Origin of the sequence: Streptacidiphilus sp. ASG 303 (genome assembly GCF_020991365.1) — a bacterium.
Lineage (GTDB): Bacteria > Actinomycetota > Actinomycetes > Streptomycetales > Streptomycetaceae > Peterkaempfera.
Genome location: NZ_JAJLRA010000008.1, coordinates 10998 through 30268, shown reverse-complemented (window position 1 = coordinate 30268; position 19271 = coordinate 10998). Strand labels below are relative to the sequence as shown.

Annotated in this window: 14 protein-coding genes and 3 pseudogenes; 8 read left to right on the top strand and 9 right to left on the bottom strand. The window is 78.7% G+C overall.

The window, feature by feature from the left end; translation table 11 throughout:
* Positions 1-652 precede the first annotated feature (652 nt).
* On the top strand, positions 653-2485 hold the full coding sequence (locus LO771_RS13050) for a bifunctional diguanylate cyclase/phosphodiesterase (protein WP_230651743.1): 1833 nt from the start codon (positions 653-655) through the stop codon (positions 2483-2485).
* 76 nt (positions 2486-2561) lie between these two features.
* Here the strand turns inward: LO771_RS13050 and LO771_RS31640 are convergent.
* The 3 genes and pseudogenes from LO771_RS31640 to LO771_RS13040 all read right to left on the bottom strand — a co-directional run.
* Positions 2562-2690, bottom strand: a pseudogene (locus LO771_RS31640) (carbohydrate-binding protein); the annotation flags it as partial.
* An 84-nt stretch (positions 2691-2774) separates the two neighbouring features.
* Positions 2775-4025, bottom strand: a pseudogene (locus LO771_RS13045) (carbohydrate-binding protein); the annotation flags it as partial.
* 220 nt (positions 4026-4245) lie between these two features.
* Entirely contained in the window at positions 4246-5940 is a 1695-nt protein-coding gene (locus tag LO771_RS13040; RefSeq protein ID WP_230651738.1) for a glycosyltransferase 87 family protein, read from the bottom strand.
* A 113-nt stretch (positions 5941-6053) separates the two neighbouring features.
* Between LO771_RS13040 and LO771_RS13035 the strand changes: the two genes are divergently transcribed.
* Together LO771_RS13035 and LO771_RS13030 are read left to right on the top strand one after the other, a co-directional pair.
* Positions 6054-7211, top strand: coding sequence for a molybdopterin-dependent oxidoreductase (locus LO771_RS13035; protein WP_374228162.1), 1158 nt, complete (start codon positions 6054-6056; stop codon positions 7209-7211).
* A gap of 290 nt (positions 7212-7501) precedes the next feature.
* Positions 7502-7918 (top strand): hypothetical protein, encoded by a 417-nt coding sequence (locus LO771_RS13030; protein WP_230651735.1) that lies wholly within the window; start codon positions 7502-7504, stop codon positions 7916-7918.
* Between the two features lie 185 nt (positions 7919-8103).
* Here the strand turns inward: LO771_RS13030 and LO771_RS13025 are convergent, their stop codons facing one another.
* Entirely contained in the window at positions 8104-8637 is a 534-nt protein-coding gene (locus LO771_RS13025; RefSeq protein WP_230651732.1) for a MarR family winged helix-turn-helix transcriptional regulator, read from the bottom strand.
* Between the two features lie 125 nt (positions 8638-8762).
* Here LO771_RS13025 and LO771_RS13020 point away from each other — a divergent pair, with 125 nt between their 5' ends.
* Positions 8763-9989 carry an MFS transporter gene (locus LO771_RS13020; RefSeq protein ID WP_230651728.1) on the top strand — a complete coding sequence of 409 codons (1227 nt, stop codon included), beginning with the start codon at positions 8763-8765 and terminating at the stop codon, positions 9987-9989.
* A gap of 231 nt (positions 9990-10220) precedes the next feature.
* Here LO771_RS13020 and LO771_RS13015 read toward each other — a convergent pair whose 3' ends face one another.
* From LO771_RS13015 to LO771_RS13005, 3 genes and pseudogenes are all read right to left on the bottom strand, one after another.
* Entirely contained in the window at positions 10221-10982 is a 762-nt protein-coding gene (locus LO771_RS13015) for a methyltransferase domain-containing protein (RefSeq protein WP_230651725.1), read from the bottom strand.
* Position 10983: 1 nt separating this feature from the next.
* Positions 10984-11550 carry a DUF2064 domain-containing protein gene (locus tag LO771_RS13010; protein WP_374228172.1) on the bottom strand — a complete coding sequence of 189 codons (567 nt, stop codon included), beginning with the start codon at positions 11548-11550 and terminating at the stop codon, positions 10984-10986.
* Positions 11551-11715: 165 nt separating this feature from the next.
* A pseudogene (locus tag LO771_RS13005) lies at positions 11716-12372 on the bottom strand (glycosyltransferase family 2 protein); the annotation flags it as partial.
* Between the two features lie 195 nt (positions 12373-12567).
* On the opposite strand from LO771_RS13005, the gene LO771_RS13000 reads away from it, so the two are divergent.
* Positions 12568-13491: a response regulator transcription factor gene (locus tag LO771_RS13000; RefSeq protein ID WP_308188900.1), complete on the top strand. Its 924-nt coding sequence runs from the start codon at positions 12568-12570 to the stop codon at positions 13489-13491.
* Positions 13488-14654 (top strand): sensor histidine kinase KdpD, encoded by a 1167-nt coding sequence (locus tag LO771_RS12995; RefSeq protein ID WP_230651716.1) that lies wholly within the window; start codon positions 13488-13490, stop codon positions 14652-14654. The genes LO771_RS13000 and LO771_RS12995 overlap by 4 nt, the downstream gene beginning before the upstream one ends.
* A 71-nt stretch (positions 14655-14725) precedes the next feature.
* On the opposite strand, the gene LO771_RS12990 is transcribed toward LO771_RS12995, so the two are convergent.
* Both LO771_RS12990 and LO771_RS12985 read right to left on the bottom strand, forming a co-directional pair.
* Complete coding sequence (locus LO771_RS12990) at positions 14726-15616, bottom strand: S41 family peptidase (protein ID WP_230651713.1); 891 nt, start codon at positions 15614-15616, stop codon at positions 14726-14728.
* Positions 15617-15771: 155 nt separating this feature from the next.
* A complete protein-coding gene (locus LO771_RS12985) occupies positions 15772-16845 on the bottom strand; it encodes an NAD-dependent epimerase/dehydratase family protein (protein ID WP_230651710.1) in 1074 nt (357 codons plus the stop codon).
* Between the two features lie 192 nt (positions 16846-17037).
* Between LO771_RS12985 and LO771_RS12980 the strand changes: the two genes are divergently transcribed.
* Together LO771_RS12980 and LO771_RS12975 are read left to right on the top strand one after the other, a co-directional pair.
* Positions 17038-17652: a TetR/AcrR family transcriptional regulator gene (locus LO771_RS12980; protein ID WP_230651707.1), complete on the top strand. Its 615-nt coding sequence runs from the start codon at positions 17038-17040 to the stop codon at positions 17650-17652.
* Entirely contained in the window at positions 17636-19270 is a 1635-nt protein-coding gene (locus LO771_RS12975; RefSeq protein WP_230651704.1) for an acyl-CoA dehydrogenase family protein, read from the top strand. The genes LO771_RS12980 and LO771_RS12975 overlap by 17 nt, the downstream gene beginning before the upstream one ends.
* Position 19271: the final 1 nt, after the last annotated feature.

The window sequence follows — 19271 nt, the reverse complement described above, 5'->3', positions numbered from 1 at the left end:
GCGCACGCACCCGGCGTGAACCCCGGGCTCCACGCCGGGTGCGTGCGCGCGGACGCGGACCGCAGCGGTGCACCCCGCACCGGCCGGCCTCCCGGTCCGCGGGCCACCGCACACCCGCGGCCGCGGAGGCGGGACCGGTCCCGGTCCCGGTCCTGACTGCAGAGACCCGGCAGGACCGGCGCCGGGGGCCGGGTCTGCCGCACCGGACCGGCCGGAGGCCCCGGGGCACCGGCGACCGGAGGCCCGTCGGCGGACCGGTGCACACCGGGGGCGGACGCACACCCGGGGGACCGAAGCGCACGACGGGACCGACATGGACGACGGGGCCGGTGTCCACGCAGGACACCAGGGACACCAGGGACACCAGGAACGCCGGGTACGGGACGGGCACGACCGCCCCGGGGAGCGCACGGGCCGCGGCTCCCCTCCACCGGAGCGGCCGGGCACCTCCCGGGCGGCGTCCCACACGGCACCGGCCGGGAACCCGGTCACGGCACCGACCGCACCACCGACCGCACCACCGGCCTCGCAACCGACCGCGCCACCTGCCGCGGTCCCCTCCGTGGCCCACGCCGGGACGCGGGCAGAGGCGACGGCGGTGACGCCGGCGATGACACCGGCGGTGGCGGCCGCACCGGCCGCCGCACCGTCCATGACACCTCCGGGACACCTCCCGGCCGAGATCGTCTGCCCCTCCTGCGAGGCCCCCCTGCACGGCGTGGCCGAACGCCTGCAGGACGCCCTGCGGACGAGCGAGTCCCGCTTCCGCGCCGCCTTCGCCGACGCCGGGATCGGCATGGCGCTGGTCGACGCCGACGACTGCATCATCGAGGCCAACCCGGCACTGGGCGCCATGGTCGGCCGGGACGTGTCCGAGCTGGTGCGGATGCACATCCACGCCTTCATCGACCCGGAGGAGTCCGCGCGCCGCCTCTACCTGGAGCTGGTGTCCGGGGAACGCGAGCGGCTGCGCCTGGAGAAGCGGCTGCGGCACCGCGACGGCGGCACGGTGTGGACCAACATCACCGTCTCCCTGATCCGGGACGGCGAGGGCCGGCCGCTCTGCACCCTGGCCATGGTGGAGGACGTCAGCGAGCAGCGCCGCCTCGGCGACCGGCTGCAGTACCAGTCGATGCACGACCCGCTGACCCGGCTCCCCAACCGTGCCTGCTTCTTCGAACGCCTCGCCGCCGCCTGCGACGCCGCGGACGACGGGCGCCGCCGGGTGGGGCTCTGCTACGTCGACCTGGACGGCTTCGCAGCCGTCAACGACACCCTGGGCCACCACGTCGGCGACCGGCTGCTGGTGGCGGTGGCCGCCCGGCTGCGGGAGCGGTTCACCGGCGGCGGGCGGCTGGTGGCACGGCTCGGCGGCGACGAGTTCGCCCTGCTGGTCCCGGACAGCGAGGGCGGCGACCAGCTGACCGGGCTGGCGGAGGAGCTGCTGCGGGTCCTGGAGGAGCCGTTCGAGGTGTCGGGGCACCGCCTGGCGGTCACCGCCAGCGTCGGCGTGGTGGAGCGGCCGGTGCGGGGCACCACGCCGACCGAGCTGGTCAAGGACGCGGACGCCACCCTGTACTGGTCCAAGGCGGACGGCCGGGCCCGCTGGACGCTGTACGACCCGGACCGGGGCGCCCACCAGATGACCCGCCAGCTGCTGGCGACGGCGCTGCGCCCGGCGCTGGAACGCGGCGAGTTCGCGGTGGAGTTCCAACCCCTGGTGGGCCTGGAGGAGGGCCGGGTGCACGGGGCGGAGGCGCTGGTGCGGTGGCGGCACCCGCGCTTCGGGACGCTGTCGCCGGACCGGTTCATCCCGCTGGCGGAGGAGACCGGGGCGATCGTGCCGCTGGGCAAGTGGGTGCTGGAGGAGTCCTGCCGCCAGGCCCGGCGCTGGCTGGAGGAGTTCCCTGACGCGGAGGTCTTCGTGAGCGTCAACCTGGCGGTGCGCCAGGTCTGGGACTCCGACGTGGTCGCCGACGTGGCCGGCGTCCTGGAACGGACCGGGCTGCCGCCCCGGCTGCTCCAGCTGGAGCTGACCGAGAGCGCGGTGATGGGCCCGGCGGGCCGCCCGCTGCAGGCGCTGCAGGCGCTCGCCGAGATGGGGGTGCGGATCGCCATCGACGACTTCGGCACCGGCTACTCCAACCTCGCGTACCTCTCCCGGCTGCCGGTGCACGCGCTGAAGCTGGACGGGTCCTTCGTGGAGGGCTTCCGCGACCCGGGCGGCGACCGGCGGGAGGCCGACGAGAAGATCGTGACCGCGATGGTGCGGCTGGCCCATGCGCTGGGCCTGTCGGTGACGGCCGAGGGGGTCGAGAACGCGGCGCAGGCGGAGCGGCTGCGCGCCACCGGCTGCGACACCGCCCAGGGCTGGTACTTCGCCCGGCCCGGACCGCCGCACCGGGTGGCCCGGATGCTGCGCGAGGGCCCCCGGGCGGCGGGCGGGGCGCTGCCGGGGCGGGCGGGCCCCGGCGCTCCGGCGTAGGCGGACCGGGTCCCGGCCGGGCCGGGAGCGGTGCGGCGGGCCGGGTCTCGGTCCCGGCCCGCCGCGGCCGGAGGGTTCAGCAGGCGCCGCCGTCGGTCCAGACGTCCTGGGCGTTGCTGCCCGGGGTGTCGCCCTGCGTCCACCATTTCGCCGTCCACACGTGCCCGCCGTACGACACCACCGCACCCCCGGTGTACGCGGTCGCCGCACTCCACGCCGGCGCCGCACACCCGCCCGGCACCGTCGGGGACGGCGTCTGCGTCTGCGTCGGGGAGCCCGTGCCGCCGCTGCAGGCGCCGCCGTCGGTCCAGACGTCCTGGGCGTTGCTGCCCGGGATGTCGCCCTGCGTCCACCACTTCGCCGTCCACACGTGCCCGCCGTACGACACCACCGCACCCCCGCTGTACGCGGTCGCCGCACTCCACGCCGGCGCCGCACACCCAGTGGGCACCGTCGGCGTCGGCGTCGGGGACGTGGGGGTGGGGGACGGGGTCGGCGGCGGGGTCGCGCCGGCGAAGCGCACGGAGTACCGGGCGAAGTCCCACGGCTGCTGGGTGACGCTGCTGCAGCTGCCGGAGGTCTGCCCGTTGTTGTCCGGGACGGCGCACTGCCGGTCGCGGTTGAGCGACCAGAAGGTGTACCGGGCCAGGCCGTGCGCCGTGGCGTAGTCCAGGACCTGCCGGAAGTCGTCCTGGCGGAAGTACTCGCCGGTGTCGCTGCGGCCGTTCATCATCGAGACGCCCTCGTGGGCGTAGGCGGTGGCCGCGTCCCAGCCGAAGGTGGAGCGGAGCACGCCGTTGAAGTTCTCCAGGGCGGAGATCTGCGCCGCCGCGCCGTTGAAGCCGCCGTCGAACGGCATGATCGAGAAGTTGGCGGGGGTGAAGCCCTGCGCCTTGGCCTCGGCCAGCATCTGCCGGCCGAACCAGCCGGTGCCGTCGGCCGTGCCCGCGGTGGTGACGGAGACGTACAGGCCGGGGTTGGCGCCCTGCAGGATCCTGGCCGCGCCGATCTCGTTGCGGATCGCCGCGGCGTTCTCGTACTCGGGCTCCTCCAGGTCGAAGTCGACGGCCCTGAGCCGGTAGCGGTCCACCACCTGCTGGTAGGCGGCGGCGGTGGCCTCCGGGGTGCCGCAGACCTGGCCGAGCTTGGTGCCGCCGTAGCCGCCGGCGGAGACGGAGACGTCGCCGCCGGCCGCACGGACGGCGTCGACCACGGCGGCGACCTGGGTGTCGGTGGAGACGGCGGCCCCGCCGTCCCAGGTGGGCGTGCAGCCGCCGCCGTCGGGGGCCAGGACGAAGGCGAGCTGGACGGCCTTCAGGCCGGTGGCGGACATGATCGCGGTCGCGTCGGGCGGGTTGTTGTCGCGCGGCATCAGGTAGGGCGCGGCGGCGTACCAGCGGGAGTCGAGGGCGGCGGCCGTGCCGGTGGCGGCCCGGGCGGATCCGCTCGGGGATGCGGCGAGGAGGCCGGCGGCGGCGAGGAGCGCGGCGGCGCCGACGGCGGCCGCACGGCGGAGGCGCGGCGGCGGGGGGTCCTGCAGCCGGGGGTCCTGGGGCCGGGGGCGCCGTGCCCGCAGGCGCGGGGGGCGGTGGACCGGGGGCCGGGGGGTGCGCGGGGTGTGCGGCACGGGGTGCCTCCTGGGAGAGGGCCGGCGGGGGTGCGCGCCCGCCCGGCGCTCCGGGGGAGGGGCACGGCGGGGCGCCGGGCACCAGCGTGACCGCGTGTCGGGACCACGTCAATGGATTGGACTAGACCTAGGTCTACACCACTCGGGCCGGACCGCCGCCGGCCCAGCCCGGCCCGCCGGTACGCGGTGGTCCGCCCGCACGCCCCGGCCCGTCGGACCGCCGCAGCACCGCCCCCGCGACCACCGCCGCCAGCGCGGCGCCGTACACGGACGGCTGCAGCCACGGCGGCCCCCCGTGCGCGAGGTACAGCACGGCGGCCGCCCCCGGGACGGCCAGCCACTCCCCTCGGCCGTCCAGTGCGACCAGCGCCACCACCAGCAGCCCGTACCAGGGGTAGCCGGGGCAGAGCGCCAGGAAGGCCGTGCCGGTCACCAGCAGGGCCCCCCGCCAGGGCCGCGCCGGGTCGCCGCGCAGCAGGACCAGGACGACCGCCGCCGCGACCGCCAGGGCGGCGGCGGCCTGGGCCGCCGCGTCGGGCAGGACCAGGCGCAGCAGGCCGAACCGCTGCAGCCGCTCGTCGTCGTAGCCCTCCTCGTGCAGGTAGCCGGGCAGGTAGCCCAGCACCGCGGCACCGTCGGAGACGGCGTACGGCAGGTACACCAGCGCGAAGGCGGCCACGGCGGCGCCCGCGGCGAGCAGCGCGCGCCGCCGGCGGGACGCGCCCCGGCGCAGGACGCCCGCGAGCACGCCGGGCACCGCGAGCCCGGGCAGCAGCTTCACCGCCGTGGCCAGGCCGAGCAGCACTCCGGCCCCGGCCCCGGCCCCGGCCCCGGTCCCGGTCCCCGCCCCCCGCCGCAGCGCCCCCGGCGGTACGGCGGCCAGTCCCAGGCCCGCCACCGCCAGCAGCGCGCCCACCGTGTCGACGTGGGCGTTGTTCACGGCCTCCAGCGGCACGGCCGGGCACCAGGCCCACAGCGCCGCCCGCCGGCGGCGGTCGGGCCCGGGGCGGCGGCGCAGCACGGCGAGCAGGACCCCCGTGGTGGCGCAGGCCGCCAGCAGGCCGCCCACCTGGGCGGTCTTGTGGCGGGCGCCGGCCGGGGCGGCCAGGTGCAGCGCGGCGAACCAGCCCTCCGCCACCGGCGGGTAGATGGTGTGGACGGCGGGCCGGTTGATGCGGGTGCAGACGCCGTCGGCGCGGCGCAGGTCCCAGCCCCGGCAGGAGGTGCCGCGGGGGAAGAGCCACGGGTCGCGCAGCGGGGCGAGCGCGGGGTCCAGCGGGGCGTGGCGGTACGGGGAGACGCCGGCGGCCTGCACCCGGCCGTCCCAGGCGTAGCGGTAGGAGTCGTCGCTGGTGCGGGGCGGCGCGACGAGGCCGGTGGCGGCCAGCAGCAGCCCCCCGGCGGCGACCAGCGGCACCACCCGCCGGGCGGGGACCCGGCGCAGCAGGGCGACGGCGGCGGCGAAGAGCGCCCAGCAGGCGGCGTACCAGGCGAGGAGGGCGTGCGTGCGGCCGAAGTCGCCGCCCCACCGGACGGCCGCGGCGAGGCAGGCCGCCAGCAGCAGGAGCAGCGCCGCGCAGGCGGCGGTCGGCGCGAGGCCGCCGCGGGCGCCGGCCGGCCCGCCGGGGCCGGCGGCGGGGACGGGCGGGCCGGCGGCGGGGACGGGCGGGCCGGCGGGCCCACCGGCGGCGCCGGCGGGCCCGGCCGCGGGATGCGGCTCCCCCGGGCCGGCGGAAGCGCCGAGGCCGGGGCCGGGCTCCGGGCCGGACCCGGGGGCCGGTCCCGGGCCGGGGGCGGAGGGCGCGGCGGGGCGGACGGCGTCGGGCATGGCCACCACCCTCGCACCGTGCACGCCGGCCGGGTCCCCGGCGCGGCGCGGTGTCCGCATTCCGTAAGGTGCCGCATCGCCCTTTTCGCACCGCGCGGCGGTGTGATGGACCCATGCGACTCGACCTCCGGATGCCGGCCCCTCCCGGGCGGCTGCGCCGCGGCCCGTTCCGGGAGGGCGCCTTCAGCGAGCGGCTGCACGACCCGCGCACCGCCGTCGTGCTGGGCCGGTGGCTGGCGGCGGCCTTCACCGTCTGCTTCGCCACCGGACTGCTCAGCCACGTGCTCCAGCAGCCGCCGGACTGGCTGCGCGACGGCCTGCCGAGCCGTCCCGTCCAGGGGTACCGGATCACCCAGGGCCTGCACGTGGTCAGCGGCATCGCCGCGATCCCGCTGCTCGGCGCCAAGCTGTGGACGGTCTACCCGCGGCTGTTCGCCTGGCCGCCGGCCCGCGGCCCGGTACAGGCGGCGGAGCGGCTGGGCGTCGGCCTGCTGGTCGCCGCCGCACTGCTGGAGCTCTTCACCGGGCTGCTCAACACGGCGCAGTGGTACCCGTGGCCGTTCCCGTTCCGGCAGACGCACTACTGGGCGGCGTGGATCGCGATCGGCGGCCTGCTGCTGCACGTCGCCGCCAAGGCACCGCTGATCGCCGCGCACTGGCGGCGGCCGTCGCCGCGGGACGGGGGCGCGGACCGGCGGCGGTTCCTGCTGGCCGTGGGGGCGGCGGTCGGCGCGGTCACCGCCGTGACGGCGGGCCAGACCGTCCCCGGGCTGCGGCGGCTCGACCTGCTGGCCCCGCGCCGGCCGGACATCGGCCCGCAGGGCCTGCCGGTGAACCGCACCGCGGCCCAGGCCGGCACCGCGTCCGTGGACACCGCCGCCTGGCGGCTGCGGGTGCTGGGGCCGCGGCCGTACGAGGTGACGCTCGCGGAGCTGCGGGCGATGCCGCAGTACGAGGCCGAGCTGCCGATCGCCTGCGTGGAGGGGTGGAGCGCGTCCGCGCGCTGGTCCGGGGTGCGGGTGCGCGACCTGCTGGAGCGGGCCGGGGCGCCCGCGTCGTCCCGGGTGCGGGTGGTCTCGCCGGACCGCGGCCCGTACGGCGTGACCGAGCTGGGCCCGCACTACGCCAGCGACCCGCTGACCCTGCTGGCGCTGCGCATCGACGGCGAGGACCTGGCCGCCGACCACGGCCGGCCCGCGCGGCTCATCGCGCCGAACCGGCCGGGCGTGCTGCAGACCAAGTGGGTCACCCGTCTGGAGGTCCTGTCGTGAGCACCGGACGCCCGGACCCGCCGGGGCCCGGGCCGGAGCCGGACCGTCCGCACCCCGCGGACCCGGCCGCCCGGCCGGGACGGCCCGCCGGATCCCCCGGGACCGGACCCGCCCAGGCACGGGACCAGGAACGGGCACGGGCACGGGTACGGGCACGCGAGCAGGCACGCACCCACGCACACGGGCAGGCCGACGAGCGGGAACCCGGCCGCGCCCCGGCCGTCCACGGCCGGCCCGCCGGCCCCGCGGCCCGTGCGCTGCGCGCCGCAGTGGGCGCGGCCGGACTGGCCGTGACCGGCTACGGCGTGGCCGGGCTGCTGGGCGACCCGTACGTCCACGAGCCGCTCGGCGTCGTCCGCTGGGCGGTGGCCGCCGTGGTGCTGCACGACGGCGTGTGGGTGCCGCTGGTGCTGCTCGCGGGCCTGGCCACCGGTCGCCTGCTGCCGCCGTGGCTGCGCGGCCCGGTGCGGGCGGGGCTGCTGACGGCCGCCGCCCTCACCGCCGTCGCGCTGCCGGTGCTGCTGCGCAGCGGCGAGGACCACGGCAATCCGTCGCTGCTGCCGCTGGACTACCTGCGCGGGTGGCTGGCCTGCCTGGCCGCGGTGGCGGCGGCGACCGCCGCCGTGGTCCTGCTGCGGGCGGTGCGCCGCCGGGGCGCGGCCCGGCGCGGCGCGGCAGGGGCGGGCGGGCGCCGCCGCACGGACTGACGCGGGGTCGGCCGCCCGCCGGGGCGGTCGGGCACGGGACGCCGTCCGCCGGGGCGGCGCGCCGCCGCCCGCGGGGCACAGGGCCCGGGCCCGCCGCCGCGCAACGCCTGGGGCGCCCCGCAGCGGGACGCCCCAGGCCACGCAGAGCCCCCCGGCCACGCAGAGCCCCCCGGCTCCGCGGCCGCTCAGCGGGTCGCCGCGGAAGCCCCTGCCGGCCGGGACCCCCCGGCCCCGGACGCCCCAACTCCGGACGCCGATGCCGCGGGGACCGCGGGGACCGCGGGCAGGGCGGCGAGCGCGTCGACCAGGGGCGCCAGCTCGGGCAGGTCGGCGGCGTCGGCGAGGGCGCGGGCGAGCGCGTCGTCGTGGGTGGGGCGGGCGGCCTCCAGCAGGGCGCGCCCGGCCTCGGTGACCTCGGTGTAGATGCCGCGGCGGTCGGTGTCGCACAGGTAGCGGGCGAGCAGGCCGCGGTCCTCCAGCCGGGTGACCAGGCGGGTGGTGGCGCTCTGGCTGAGCACCACGGCGCGGGCGAGCTGCTGCATGCGCATGTGCCAGCCGTCCTGGCGGCCGAGGGCGTCCAGCACGGTGTACTCCACGACGGACAGGTCGTGGGCGCGCTGCAGGGCCTTCTCCAGCGCGTCCTCGATCCGGCCGTGCAGTGCGGCGAGGGTGCGCCACCCCTGGGCGCGGACCTCGGCCGCGTCGTCGGCGATGCCCATCTGCATCCTCCTCCCTTTGCGTCCAGCTTACCCGCGTGCTTACATAGAACGCGTCTGCAACTATTGCAGAAGCGCCTTAGACGCTTTCGAAAAACCCGATGCACCCCCACGGAAGGTCCCACCCCATGCCTCTCGCCCTGCTGGCGCTGGCCATCAGCGCCTTCGGCATCGGCACCACCGAGTTCGTCATCATGGGCCTGCTGCCGGAGGTGGCCGGCGACTTCGCGGTCTCCATCCCGACCGCCGGGCTCCTGATCTCCGGCTACGCCCTCGGCGTGGTCGTCGGCGCGCCGCTGCTCACCGCCCTGGTGACCCGGCGGCCCCGCAAGCACGTCCTGCTCGGGCTGATGGTCCTCTTCATCGCCGGCAACCTGCTCTCCGCCCTCGCCCCGACCTACGGGCTGCTCATGGCGGGCCGGGTCGTCGCCGCCCTCTCCCACGGCGCGTTCTTCGGCGTCGGCGCGGTCGTCGCCGCCGACCTGGTCGCCCCCGCCAAGCGGGCCGGCGCCATCGCCCTGATGTTCACCGGCCTCACCGTCGCCAACGTCCTGGGCGTGCCGATGGGCACCCTGCTCGGCCAGCACCTCGGCTGGCGCTCGACCTTCTGGGTCGTCGCCGGGCTCGGCGTGGTCGGCCTCGCGGGCATCGCCGCCCTCGTGCCGAACAGCCCCGGCGACCCCGACGCCCGGCTGCGCCGCGAACTGGCGGCCTTCCGGCGCCCCCAGGTGTGGCTGGCGCTGGCGATGACCGCGCTCGGCTTCGGCGGCGTCTTCGCCTCCTTCACCTACATCGCCCCGATGATGACCGACGTCACCGGCTTCGCCCCGTCCACCGTGACCTGGCTGCTGGTCCTGTTCGGCGTCGGCCTGTTCGCGGGCAACCTGGCCGGCGGCCGCGCCGCGGACCGCGCGCTGATGCCCACCCTGTACGTGGTGCTGAGCGCCCTCGCCGTGATCCTCGTCGTCTTCACCGCCACCGCCCACAGCAAGCCGCTCGCCGCCGTCACCATCCTGTTCTTCGGCGCAGCCGGCTTCGCCACCGTGCCACCGCTGCAGACCCGGGTGATGCAGCAGGCCGAGGGCGCCCCCACCCTCGCCTCCGCGGCCAACATCGCCGCCTTCAACCTCGGCAACGCGGGCGGCGCCTACCTCGGCGGCCTCGCCATCGAGGGCGGCCACGGGTACACCTCGCCCAACTGGATCGGCGCCGCCCTCGCCGTCGCGGCCCTGGCCGCCACGGCGGTCTCCGCCGGACTGGAGCGCCGCACCCGCCGCACCCGCCGCGCCGCCGCCGTCGCACCGGTCGCCGACCACCCCGTGCCGGACGCCCCCCTCACCGGCGCCCGCCGCTGACACGGACCGGCCCGCACCGGCCCCCGTCCCGGCCTCGCGCCGCCCGGACCGCTCCGGGCCGGCACCCCCACCGACCGCCCGCGCACCCCGACCCGGGGCGCGCGGGCGGCCGCCGCCGTACGCGCCGCCGACCCGCGCCGGCCCCCGTCCCGGCCCCGCGTCACCCCGCGCGGCCCCGCCGCCCCGCCATCGTTCGGCCCGTCGCCGCTCGCCCCTTCACCGCTCGCCGCGTCACCGCTCCAGCGTCACGAACCGCCGCGCACCGCAGTCCCACGCCTCCGCCACCCGCAGACCCGCCCGGACCCCCTCCCGCACCGCCGCCCGCAGTCCGAGCCGGGCCCAGCGGAACGGGGTGCCGCGGCGTCCCTGCCCGTCCTCGACGCACACCTCGACCCGCTCGTCCGCGTCCGACCGGTCCACCTCGGCGATCAGCCGCCCGCCCGGGGCCAGCAGGGCCGCGCCGCGGCCGAGGAGTGCGGCCGGGTCGCCGCCGATGCCGAGGTTGCCGTCGATCAGCAGCACCGCGGACCAGCGGCCCTCCCCCGGCAGCCGGTCGAACACCGACCGCCGCAGCGCCGAGCCCCCGAGCCCGCGGGTGCGCGCGACGGCGGCCGGCACCACGTCCACGCCCAGCGCCGGGACGCCCGAGGCCATGAGCTCCGCGACGAGCCGCCCGGGCCCGCACCCGACGTCCAGGACCGGACCGGGACCGGCCGCGCAGCGGCCGAGGACGGACCGGTCGGCGGCGTCCGGCGGGGCGCACCAGCGCTCCACCTCCAGCCGGTGGCGGCCGCCGTCGGCGCGCCGCAGCCAGAGCGGGCCGCAGCCCGCCCGCAGGGCCGCGGCGAACGGGTCGTCGATCCAGGGCCGGGGCGGCCGGGCGGCCGCCCCGCCGTCCGCGCCGCCGTCCGCCCGGACCCGTACCGGCCCGCCCGGTCCGCCCGCGGCGGGGCCGCCGCCGGCGGCGTCCGCCCCCGTGTCCGTCCACCCCATCTCAGCCGCTCCCCGGACCCGCCGGACCCGCCGGCACCGCCGGACGGCCCGCGGCCGCCGCAGGGCCCGCCGCCGGACCGTCCGCCGCCTGCGCACCGCACAGCCCGCGCCAGCCCGCGGCGAACCGCGTCCCGGGAGCCAGCGCCGCGACCTCCTCCGCCTCCGCAGCGGTGTCCACGTCGGCCAGCTGCGGCAGCAGTCCGGTGCGCAGCCCCTCGCCGCCGAGCCGCCGCAGCAGCTCCGCGCCGGTGTCCGGCACCGACATCGGCACGCCCTCCAGCAGCCGCCGGGCGGCCGCCGCGTCCGGCCGGGCCAGGCCGAGCGCCCAGAAACCGCCGTCGGCCGCCGGCCCGTACCAGGCGTCGCGGTCCCGCCACGCCTCCGGGCCGAGGGCGGGGGCGAGCAGGGCCGGGGTGAGCTGGGGGGTGTCCATGCCGACGAGCAGCGCCGGCAGCCCCGGGTCGGCGGCGGCGAACGCGGCGGCCAGCCGCCGGTCGAGCCCGCCCCCGCACTGGGGGACGACCTCCCAGCCGGCGGGCAGCCACGGGCCGGGCCGGCCGTCCAGCACCAGCACCCGGCGCCGCACGGGCAGCCGCAGGCCGGTGGCGAGGGTGTCGGCGAGGGCGTCGGCGGCGAGGCGGGCGGCCTGCTCCGGGGTGCAGGGCGGGCAGAGCCGGGTCTTGACCCGGCCCGGCACCGGCTCCTTGGCGACCACCAGCAGGGTGCCGGTGACGGGCGGCTGCCCGGTGCGGGCGAGCACCCGCCGCATGTCGGCGACGGCCTGCCGGGTACCGCGCAGGGTGCCGGTGACCTTGGAGCGCCCGGCGCGCGGCCGGTAGTCGACCGGCACCTCGCCGATGCGCCAGCCGAGGGCGGCGGCGGACAGGACCGTCTCCAGCGGGTAGCCGGAGCGGCGGTCGCGCTGGGCGAGGGCGAGCAGCGCCTCGCGGCGGGCGGCGCGCATCGGGCCGAGGTCGCGGAGCGGCGCGCCGGTGCGGCGGCGCAGCCGGCGGGCCAGTTCGGCGTTGGCGAGGCGGGCGTGCAGGGGCCAGGCGCCGCGCCCGGCGGGGACGCGGCGGCCGAGGACGAGGTCGGCGCGGCCCTCCCGGACGGGGTCGGCGACCCGGTGGAGCTGGCCGGGGTCGAGGGAGGCGTCGCAGTCGAGGAAGCAGACGACGTCGGCGGTGGCAGCCAGGAGCCCGGCGTGGCAGGCGGCGCCGAACCCGCGGCGGGGCTCGTGGACGACGGTGGCGCCGAGGGAGCGGGCGAGGGCGGCCGAGCCGTCGGTGGAGCCGTTGTCGACGACGAGGGGCCGCCAGCCGGCGGGGATGCGCTCCAGGACCCACGGCAGCGCCCCGGCCTCGTCGAGGCAGGGCAGGACGACGTCCACCGGGGCCGCGGGGGCCGGTCCGGTCGGGTGGGATGCGGTCACCCTGCCACGCTACGAGCGCAAAGGCCGCAAAAGCCGCCACCACTCCTTACGGAAGTCCTACCGGTCCTGACCAATCCGGATCTTCCGGACACGGCCCGTCCTAGACTCGGCCGCATGACCGAGCAGAGCGATCCCGGCGCCGCCGGCCCGCGGATCCTGGTCGTCGACGACGACCCCACCGTCGCGGAGGTCGTCGCCGGCTACCTGGCCCGCGCCGGGTACACCGTCGACCGGGCCGCCGACGGACCGGCCGCCCTCGCCGCCGCGGCCGCGCAACGGCCGTCGCTGGTGGTACTGGACCTGATGCTGCCCGGGCTGGACGGCATGGAGGTCTGCCGCAGGCTGCGCGCCGCGGACGCGGATGGGGGCCGCCCGCCGCTGCCGGTGGTGATGCTGACCGCGCGCGGCGACGAGGCCGACCGCATCCTCGGCCTGGAGCTGGGCGCCGACGACTACGTCACCAAGCCGTTCAGCCCGCGCGAGCTGGTGCTGCGGGTGGGGTCGGTGCTGCGGCGCACGGCGGCGCCGCGCGCCGCGGCGGACGCCCTCCCGCAGCTGCTGGCGGCGGGCGGCGTGGCCGTCGACCCGGCGGCCCGCCGCGCCTTCCGCGACGGGCGCGAACTCGCCCTGACCGTGCGGGAGTTCGACCTCCTCTCCTTCCTGCTGCGGCACCCGGGCCGGGTCTTCTCCCGGGAGGAGCTGATGCGCCGGGTCTGGGGGTGGGAGTTCGGGGACCTGTCGACCGTCACCGTCCACGTGCGGCGGCTGCGGGAGAAGGTCGAGGACGACCCGGCCGGGCCGCGCCTGATCGCCACCGTCTGGGGCGTCGGCTACCGCTTCGACCCCGGCCCCGGCGGCGCGCACGGCGCCGCCGCCGGCGGGCCGGACGCAGCACGGCCCCCGCAGGACCGGCAGGACCCGTACGAGCAGCAGGGCCCGTACGCGCGGCAGGACCCGCAGGGCCCGCAGGGCCCGCAGGACACCGCGGGCACCCGCGCCCGGCGCGGCGGCCGGCCCCCGGACGGCTCCCGCACCCGCCACGACGGACCGCACCGCACCCCCGGGGGCACACCGTGAACGACCTGCTGCTCATCGCCGCCCTGGCCGCCCTCGGCGCCGGCACGGTCGGCCTGCTGGCCGCCCCCGCCGTCCGGCTGCTGCGCCGCCGCACGGTCGCGGCCTCCCTCTCCGCCGTCGCCGTGGTCGCGGTGGCGGCGATGACGGCCGGCACGGTGACCGTGGCGCAGGCGATGTTCCTGTCCGACCACGACCTGGGCGTGGTCATGGCCGTCGTCGGGATGTCCGCCGTCGCGGCGCTGGTGCCGGCGCTGCTGATCGGCCGCCGGGTGGTGGCGGGCAGCAGGGCGCTGGTCGACGCGGCGGCGACGGTGGGCAGCGAGGAGGGGTTCACCGCCCCCGCCGACCCGCCCACCAGCGAACTGGCCGCCCTCGGCGAGGCGCTGGCGGGCACCAGCGCCCGCCTCGCCGAGTCGCAGCGCCGCGAGCGGGCCCTGGAGGCGTCCCGCCGCGAGCTCATCGCCTGGATCTCCCACGACCTGCGGACCCCGCTGGCCGGGCTGCGCGCGATGGCGGAGTCCCTGGAGGACGGCGTGGCCGAGGACCCGGCCCGCTACCACCGCCGCATCCGCGTCGAGGTGGACCGGCTCACGGGCATGGTCGACGACCTCTTCGAGCTCTCCCGCATCCACGCGGGGGCGCTCACCCTCACCCTGGCCCGGGTCTCCGCCTACGACCTGGTGGACGAGGCCCTGGCGGGGGCGCAGCCGCTGGCCCGCGAGCACGGCGTGCGGCTGGTCGGCGGCGGCGTGGCGCCGGAGGCGGTGGAGGTCGACGGCCGGGAGATGACCCGGGTGCTGGGGAACCTGCTGGTCAACGCGATCCGGGCGACGCCGGCCGACGGCACGGTCGCGGTCGGGGCGCGGCGGGAGGGCGGCGACGTGGTGCTGTCGGTGAGCGACGGCTGCGGCGGCATCCCCGAGCAGGACCTGCCGCGGGTCTTCGACACCGGCTGGCGCGGCGCCCCCGCCCGCACGCCGCGTGCCGCCCCCGGGGGGCACAGCCACGGCGACAGCGGGGCGGGGCTGGGCCTGGCCATCGTGCGGGGCATCGTGGAGGCGCACGCGGGGCGGGCGGCGGTGCGCAACGTCCAGGGCGGCTGCTGCTTCGAGGTCGTCCTGCCCGCGGCGCCGGCGCCGGCCGGTGCCGCCCGGAGCGCCTGACCGCCCGGGCCGCCCGTCCCGGGGCGCCTCGGCCGCGGAACGCCTGGGCCGCGGGACGCGCCGGGACCGGGCTACGCCAGGCGCCGCAGGGCCTCCCGGCGCGCCGTCTCCAGCGCCTCCTCCGCGGGGACGGCGATGTCCGGGACCACGCCCACGCCCTCCCAGTTGGTGCCGGTGACGGTGCTGACGGTGCGGGCGGTGGGCACGGTGACGGTGATGTGCGCGGTCACGGGGTACCGGTCGGTGGGATGGGCGCCGCCGCGGGTCGTCTCGCCGACGACGACGGCGCGCCCGTGGGCCTGGAGGGTGTAGGCGACGTCCTCGGCGCCGGAGAAGGTGGCGGCGCTCGTGAGCACGAGCAGCGGACGGTCGAGGTAGCGCGGACCGGGCAGGTGGGAGGCGGTCCAGTACTGGCGGGTGGTGCCGGCGGGGCGGTCGTGGATGTCGTTCAGGTGCACCCCGCCGTCGGGGAAGAAGAAGCTGCACCACAGGGCGGCGCCCTCGGGCGATCCGCCGGGGCAGCGGCGCAGGTCGAGGAGGAGGGCGCGGGTGCCGGCGGCCAGCTCCATGGCGGCGCCGGCCGCACGGGCGCCCTCGGCCGGGTCGGCGATCAGGGAGACGTCGACGAGCCCGACGCCGCCCTCGAGGTGCTCGAAGCGCCGGATCCCCTGGTTCTTGCTGCGCTGCAGCGCGAGGAAGGCGGCACGCCCCGCGTCCTCGTCCTCCGGTTCAAGGGACTGCGGCTCGTCGCTCCAGAGCAGCCGCAGGTGGCGGTCCGGGCAGGCCTCCTGGAGGTCGGCGGTGACGGCCTCGCAGAAGGCCGGGCCGTCCAGGGCGTCGTACGCGCCGGAGGCGAGCCGGCCGCGGAGGGCGGACTCGATCGCGGCGGTCCGCTCGGGGAGGACGTACCCGGCGGTGATCCGCTCCAGGGCGCGGTCGATGGTCTCGGCATGGGTGATCATGGGCCGGGAGCGTAACGACACCGTCGGAGGGCCCGCAGCCGTTTGGGCACGGATGTCCGCAGGGTCCGGGCGGCCCCGGTCCCGCGGCCCGCGCGGGGATGCGGGGATGCGGGGATGCGGGCCGCCACCGGACGGCCCGACGGCCCGACGCGCCGTCAGGAGGCCCCCGCCGGGGCCCCCGCCCGCTGCGGGGCGGCGGCGAACCCCGCCATGCCCTCGGCGAAGCCGACCCGCGGCCGCCAGCCCAGCTCCCGGCGCAGCCGCCCGGAGTCGGCCGTCACGTGGCGGACGTCCCCCAGCCGGTACTGCCCGGTGACCACGGGCCGCGGCCCGCCCGCCGCCTCCGCCAGCGCCGCCGCCATCTCCCCCACCGTGTGCACGTCGCCGCTGCCGGTGTTGTACGCCCGGAAGGGGTGGCCGCCGTCGGCCTCCAGCACCGCCAGGTTGGCGGCCGCCACGTCGTCGACGTGCACGAAGTCGCGCCGCTGTCTGCCGTCCTCGTAGACCCGGGGGGCCTCGCCGCGGGCGAGGGCGGAGCGGAAGAGCGAGGCGACGCCCGCGTAGGGGGTGTCGCGGGGCATGCCGGGCCCGTAGACGTTGTGGTAGCGCAGCGAGACGGCCCGGCCGCCGCAGGCCCGGGCCCAGGCGGCGGCCAGGTGCTCCTGGGCGAGCTTGGTGGCGGCGTACACGTTGCGCGGGTCGGCCGGGGCGGACTCGTCGACCAGGTCCGGGGCGAGGGGCGCGCCGCAGTGCGGGCAGGGCGGCTCGAAGAGCCCGGCGTCGAGGTCGGCGGGGCGGCGCGGGCCGGGGGCGACGTCGCCGTGCCCGGCGCAGCGGTACCGGCCCTCCCCGTACACGACCATGGAGCCGGCCAGGACGAGGCGGCGCACCCCGGCGCGGGCCATGGCCGCCAGCAGCACGGCGGTGCCCAGGTCGTTGCAGCCGACGTAGCCGGGCGCGTCGTCGAGGTCGACGCCGAGGCCGACCATGGCGGCCTGGTGGCAGACGGCGTCGGCGCCCCGCAGGGCGTCCTCGACGGCGTCCCGGTCGCGCACGTCCCCGACCCGCAGCTCCACGCCGTCGGGCAGCGCGCCGGGGCCGGGCGGCCCGGCGGGGTGCGCGGCGGGCAGCAGGGCGTCCAGCACCCGCACCCGGTGCCCGGCGGCCGCCAGCCGCGCCGCGACCCGTGCGCCGATGAAGCCCGCCCCGCCCGTGACCAGGATGTCCATGCCCCGACGGTAGGGCCGCGCGGGCGTCGCGGGGCGCGCGACAGGCGGCCCGTCACCGCCCCGTAAGGAGTGCGGTGCGGCACCCGCGCCCCGCCCCTGCGCCCCGCACCCCCGCACCCCCGCACCAGCGCGCCCGCACCCCGCCGTCCGCCCCTCTGTACGAAGCAGTGAATCGCTGCTTCAATCCTTCCCGTGCCCTACCGACGGACCCCCGCCGTGCAGGCCCGGCTGGACGGCCGCCGCGAGGCCGTGCTGCGGGCCGCCGCCGCCCTGCTCGCCGACCGCGGCTACGCCGGGTGCTCGGTGGCGGCCGTGGCCGAGCGCGCCGGGATGGCCACCGGCAGCGTGTACCGGCACTTCACCGGCAAGGCCGAGCTCGCCGTGGAGCTGTTCCGCTCGGTCGTCGGCCGCGAGGTCGAGGCGGTGGCGGCGGCCGCGGCCGCACCCGGCCTGGAGCCGGAGCAGCGGGTCGCGGCCGTGGTGGAGACCTTCGCCGTCCGCGCCCTGCGCGCCCCCCGCCTGGCCCACGCCCTGCTCGCGGAACCCGTCGACCCGGCCGTGGACGCCGAGCGGCTGGTCTTCCGGCGGGCGTTCCGCGACGTGATCGCCGCCCAGGTGGCGGCGGGCACGGCCGCCGGGCGGCTGCCCGCCCAGGACCCCGCGCTGACCGCCGCCGCCCTGGTCGGCGCGGTCGGCGAGGCGCTGGTGGGCCCGCTCGCCGCCGGCTCGGACCCCTCCGACGTGGTCCCCGCCCTGCTCTCCTTCACCCTGCGCGCCCTGGGAGGACGCGATGCCGCCGACGCATGAGGTCACCAACCAGGTGCCCGACCCCTACGGCCACGACGCCGCCGACGACCCGGCGCTGCTGGAGGCCCTCCACCGGGAGGGCGCGGGCTGGGCCGAGCCGGAGCTGCACGCCCTGGGCGTCCTCGCCGGGTCGGAGCGGGCCGCCGAGTGGGGCCGCCTGGCCAACGAGAACCGGCCGGTGCTGCGCACCCACGACCGGTACGGGCACCGGATCGACGAGGTGGAGTTCCACCCGGCGTGGCACGAGCTGATGCGCACGGCCGTCTCCCACGGCCTGCACGCCGCGCCCTGGCGGGACGGCCGGCCCGGCGCCCACACCGCGCGCGCCGCGAAGTTCTTCCTGTGGGGGCAGGTGGAGGCCGGCCACACCTGCCCGGTCTCCATGACGTACGCGTCCGTGCCCGCGCTGCGGGCCGCGCCGGAGCTGGCGGCGTGGCTGGAGCCGCTGCTGGCCTCCCGGGAGTACGACCCCGGGCTGCGCGACCCGCGCACCAAGCGCGGGCTCGTCGCGGGCATGTCGATGACGGAGAAGCAGGGCGGCTCCGACGTCCGGACCAACACCACCCGGGCGGTGCCCGCCGGCGACGGCACGTACCGGCTCACCGGCCACAAGTGGTTCACCTCCGCGCCCATGTCCGACGTCTTCCTGACGCTGGCGCAGGCGCCGGGCGGCCTCTCCTGCCTGATGCTGCCGCGGGTGCTGCCGGACGGCTCGCGCAACCGCATCCACCTGCAGCGGCTCAAGGACAAGCTGGGCAACCACTCCAACGCCTCCGCCGAGATCGAGTACGACGGCGCGACGGGGTGGCTCGTCGGCGAGGAGGGCCGCGGGGTGCCGACCATCATCGGGATGGTCAACATGACCCGCCTGGACTGCACGATCGGCGCCGCCTCCGCCATGCGGTACGGCACCGTGCGGGCCGTCCACCACGCCGCCCACCGGCGGGCGTTCGGCGCGGCGCTGCTCGACCAGCCGCTGATGCGCAACGTGCTGGCCGACCTCGCCGTGGAGTCCGAGGCCGCGACCGCCGTCGCGATGCGCCTGGCCGGGGCGACCGACCGGGCCGCGGCGGGCGACGAGGGCGAGGGGCTGCTGCGGCGCCTGGCGCTCGCCGTCTCCAAGTACTGGGTGTGCAAGCGCGGGCCGGCGCACGCCGCCGAGGCCATGGAGTGCCTGGGCGGCAACGGCTACGTCGAGGAGTCCGGCATGCCGCGCCTGTACCGGGAGGCGCCGCTGGTCTCCATCTGGGAGGGCTCCGGCAACGTCGCCGCCCTGGACGCGCTGCGCGCCATGGGGCGCAGGCCGGAGACGGTGGAGGCCTTCCTCGCCGAGGTGGGGCTCGCGGCGGGCGCCGACCGGCGCCTGGACGCCGCCGTCGACGCCCTGCGGAAGGAGCTGGCCGACCTCACGGACGCCGAGTACCGCACCCGGCGCCTCGCGGAGTCGATGGTGCTGGTCCTGCAGGGGTCGCTGCTGGTGCGGCACGGGCACCCGGCGGTCGCCGACGCCTTCTGCGCGTCCCGGCTGGGCGGCGACCGCGGCGGCGCGTTCGGCACCCTGCCGCCGGGCGCGGACACCGCCGCGATCCTGGAGCGGGCGCGGCCGGGGGCGGCGTGAG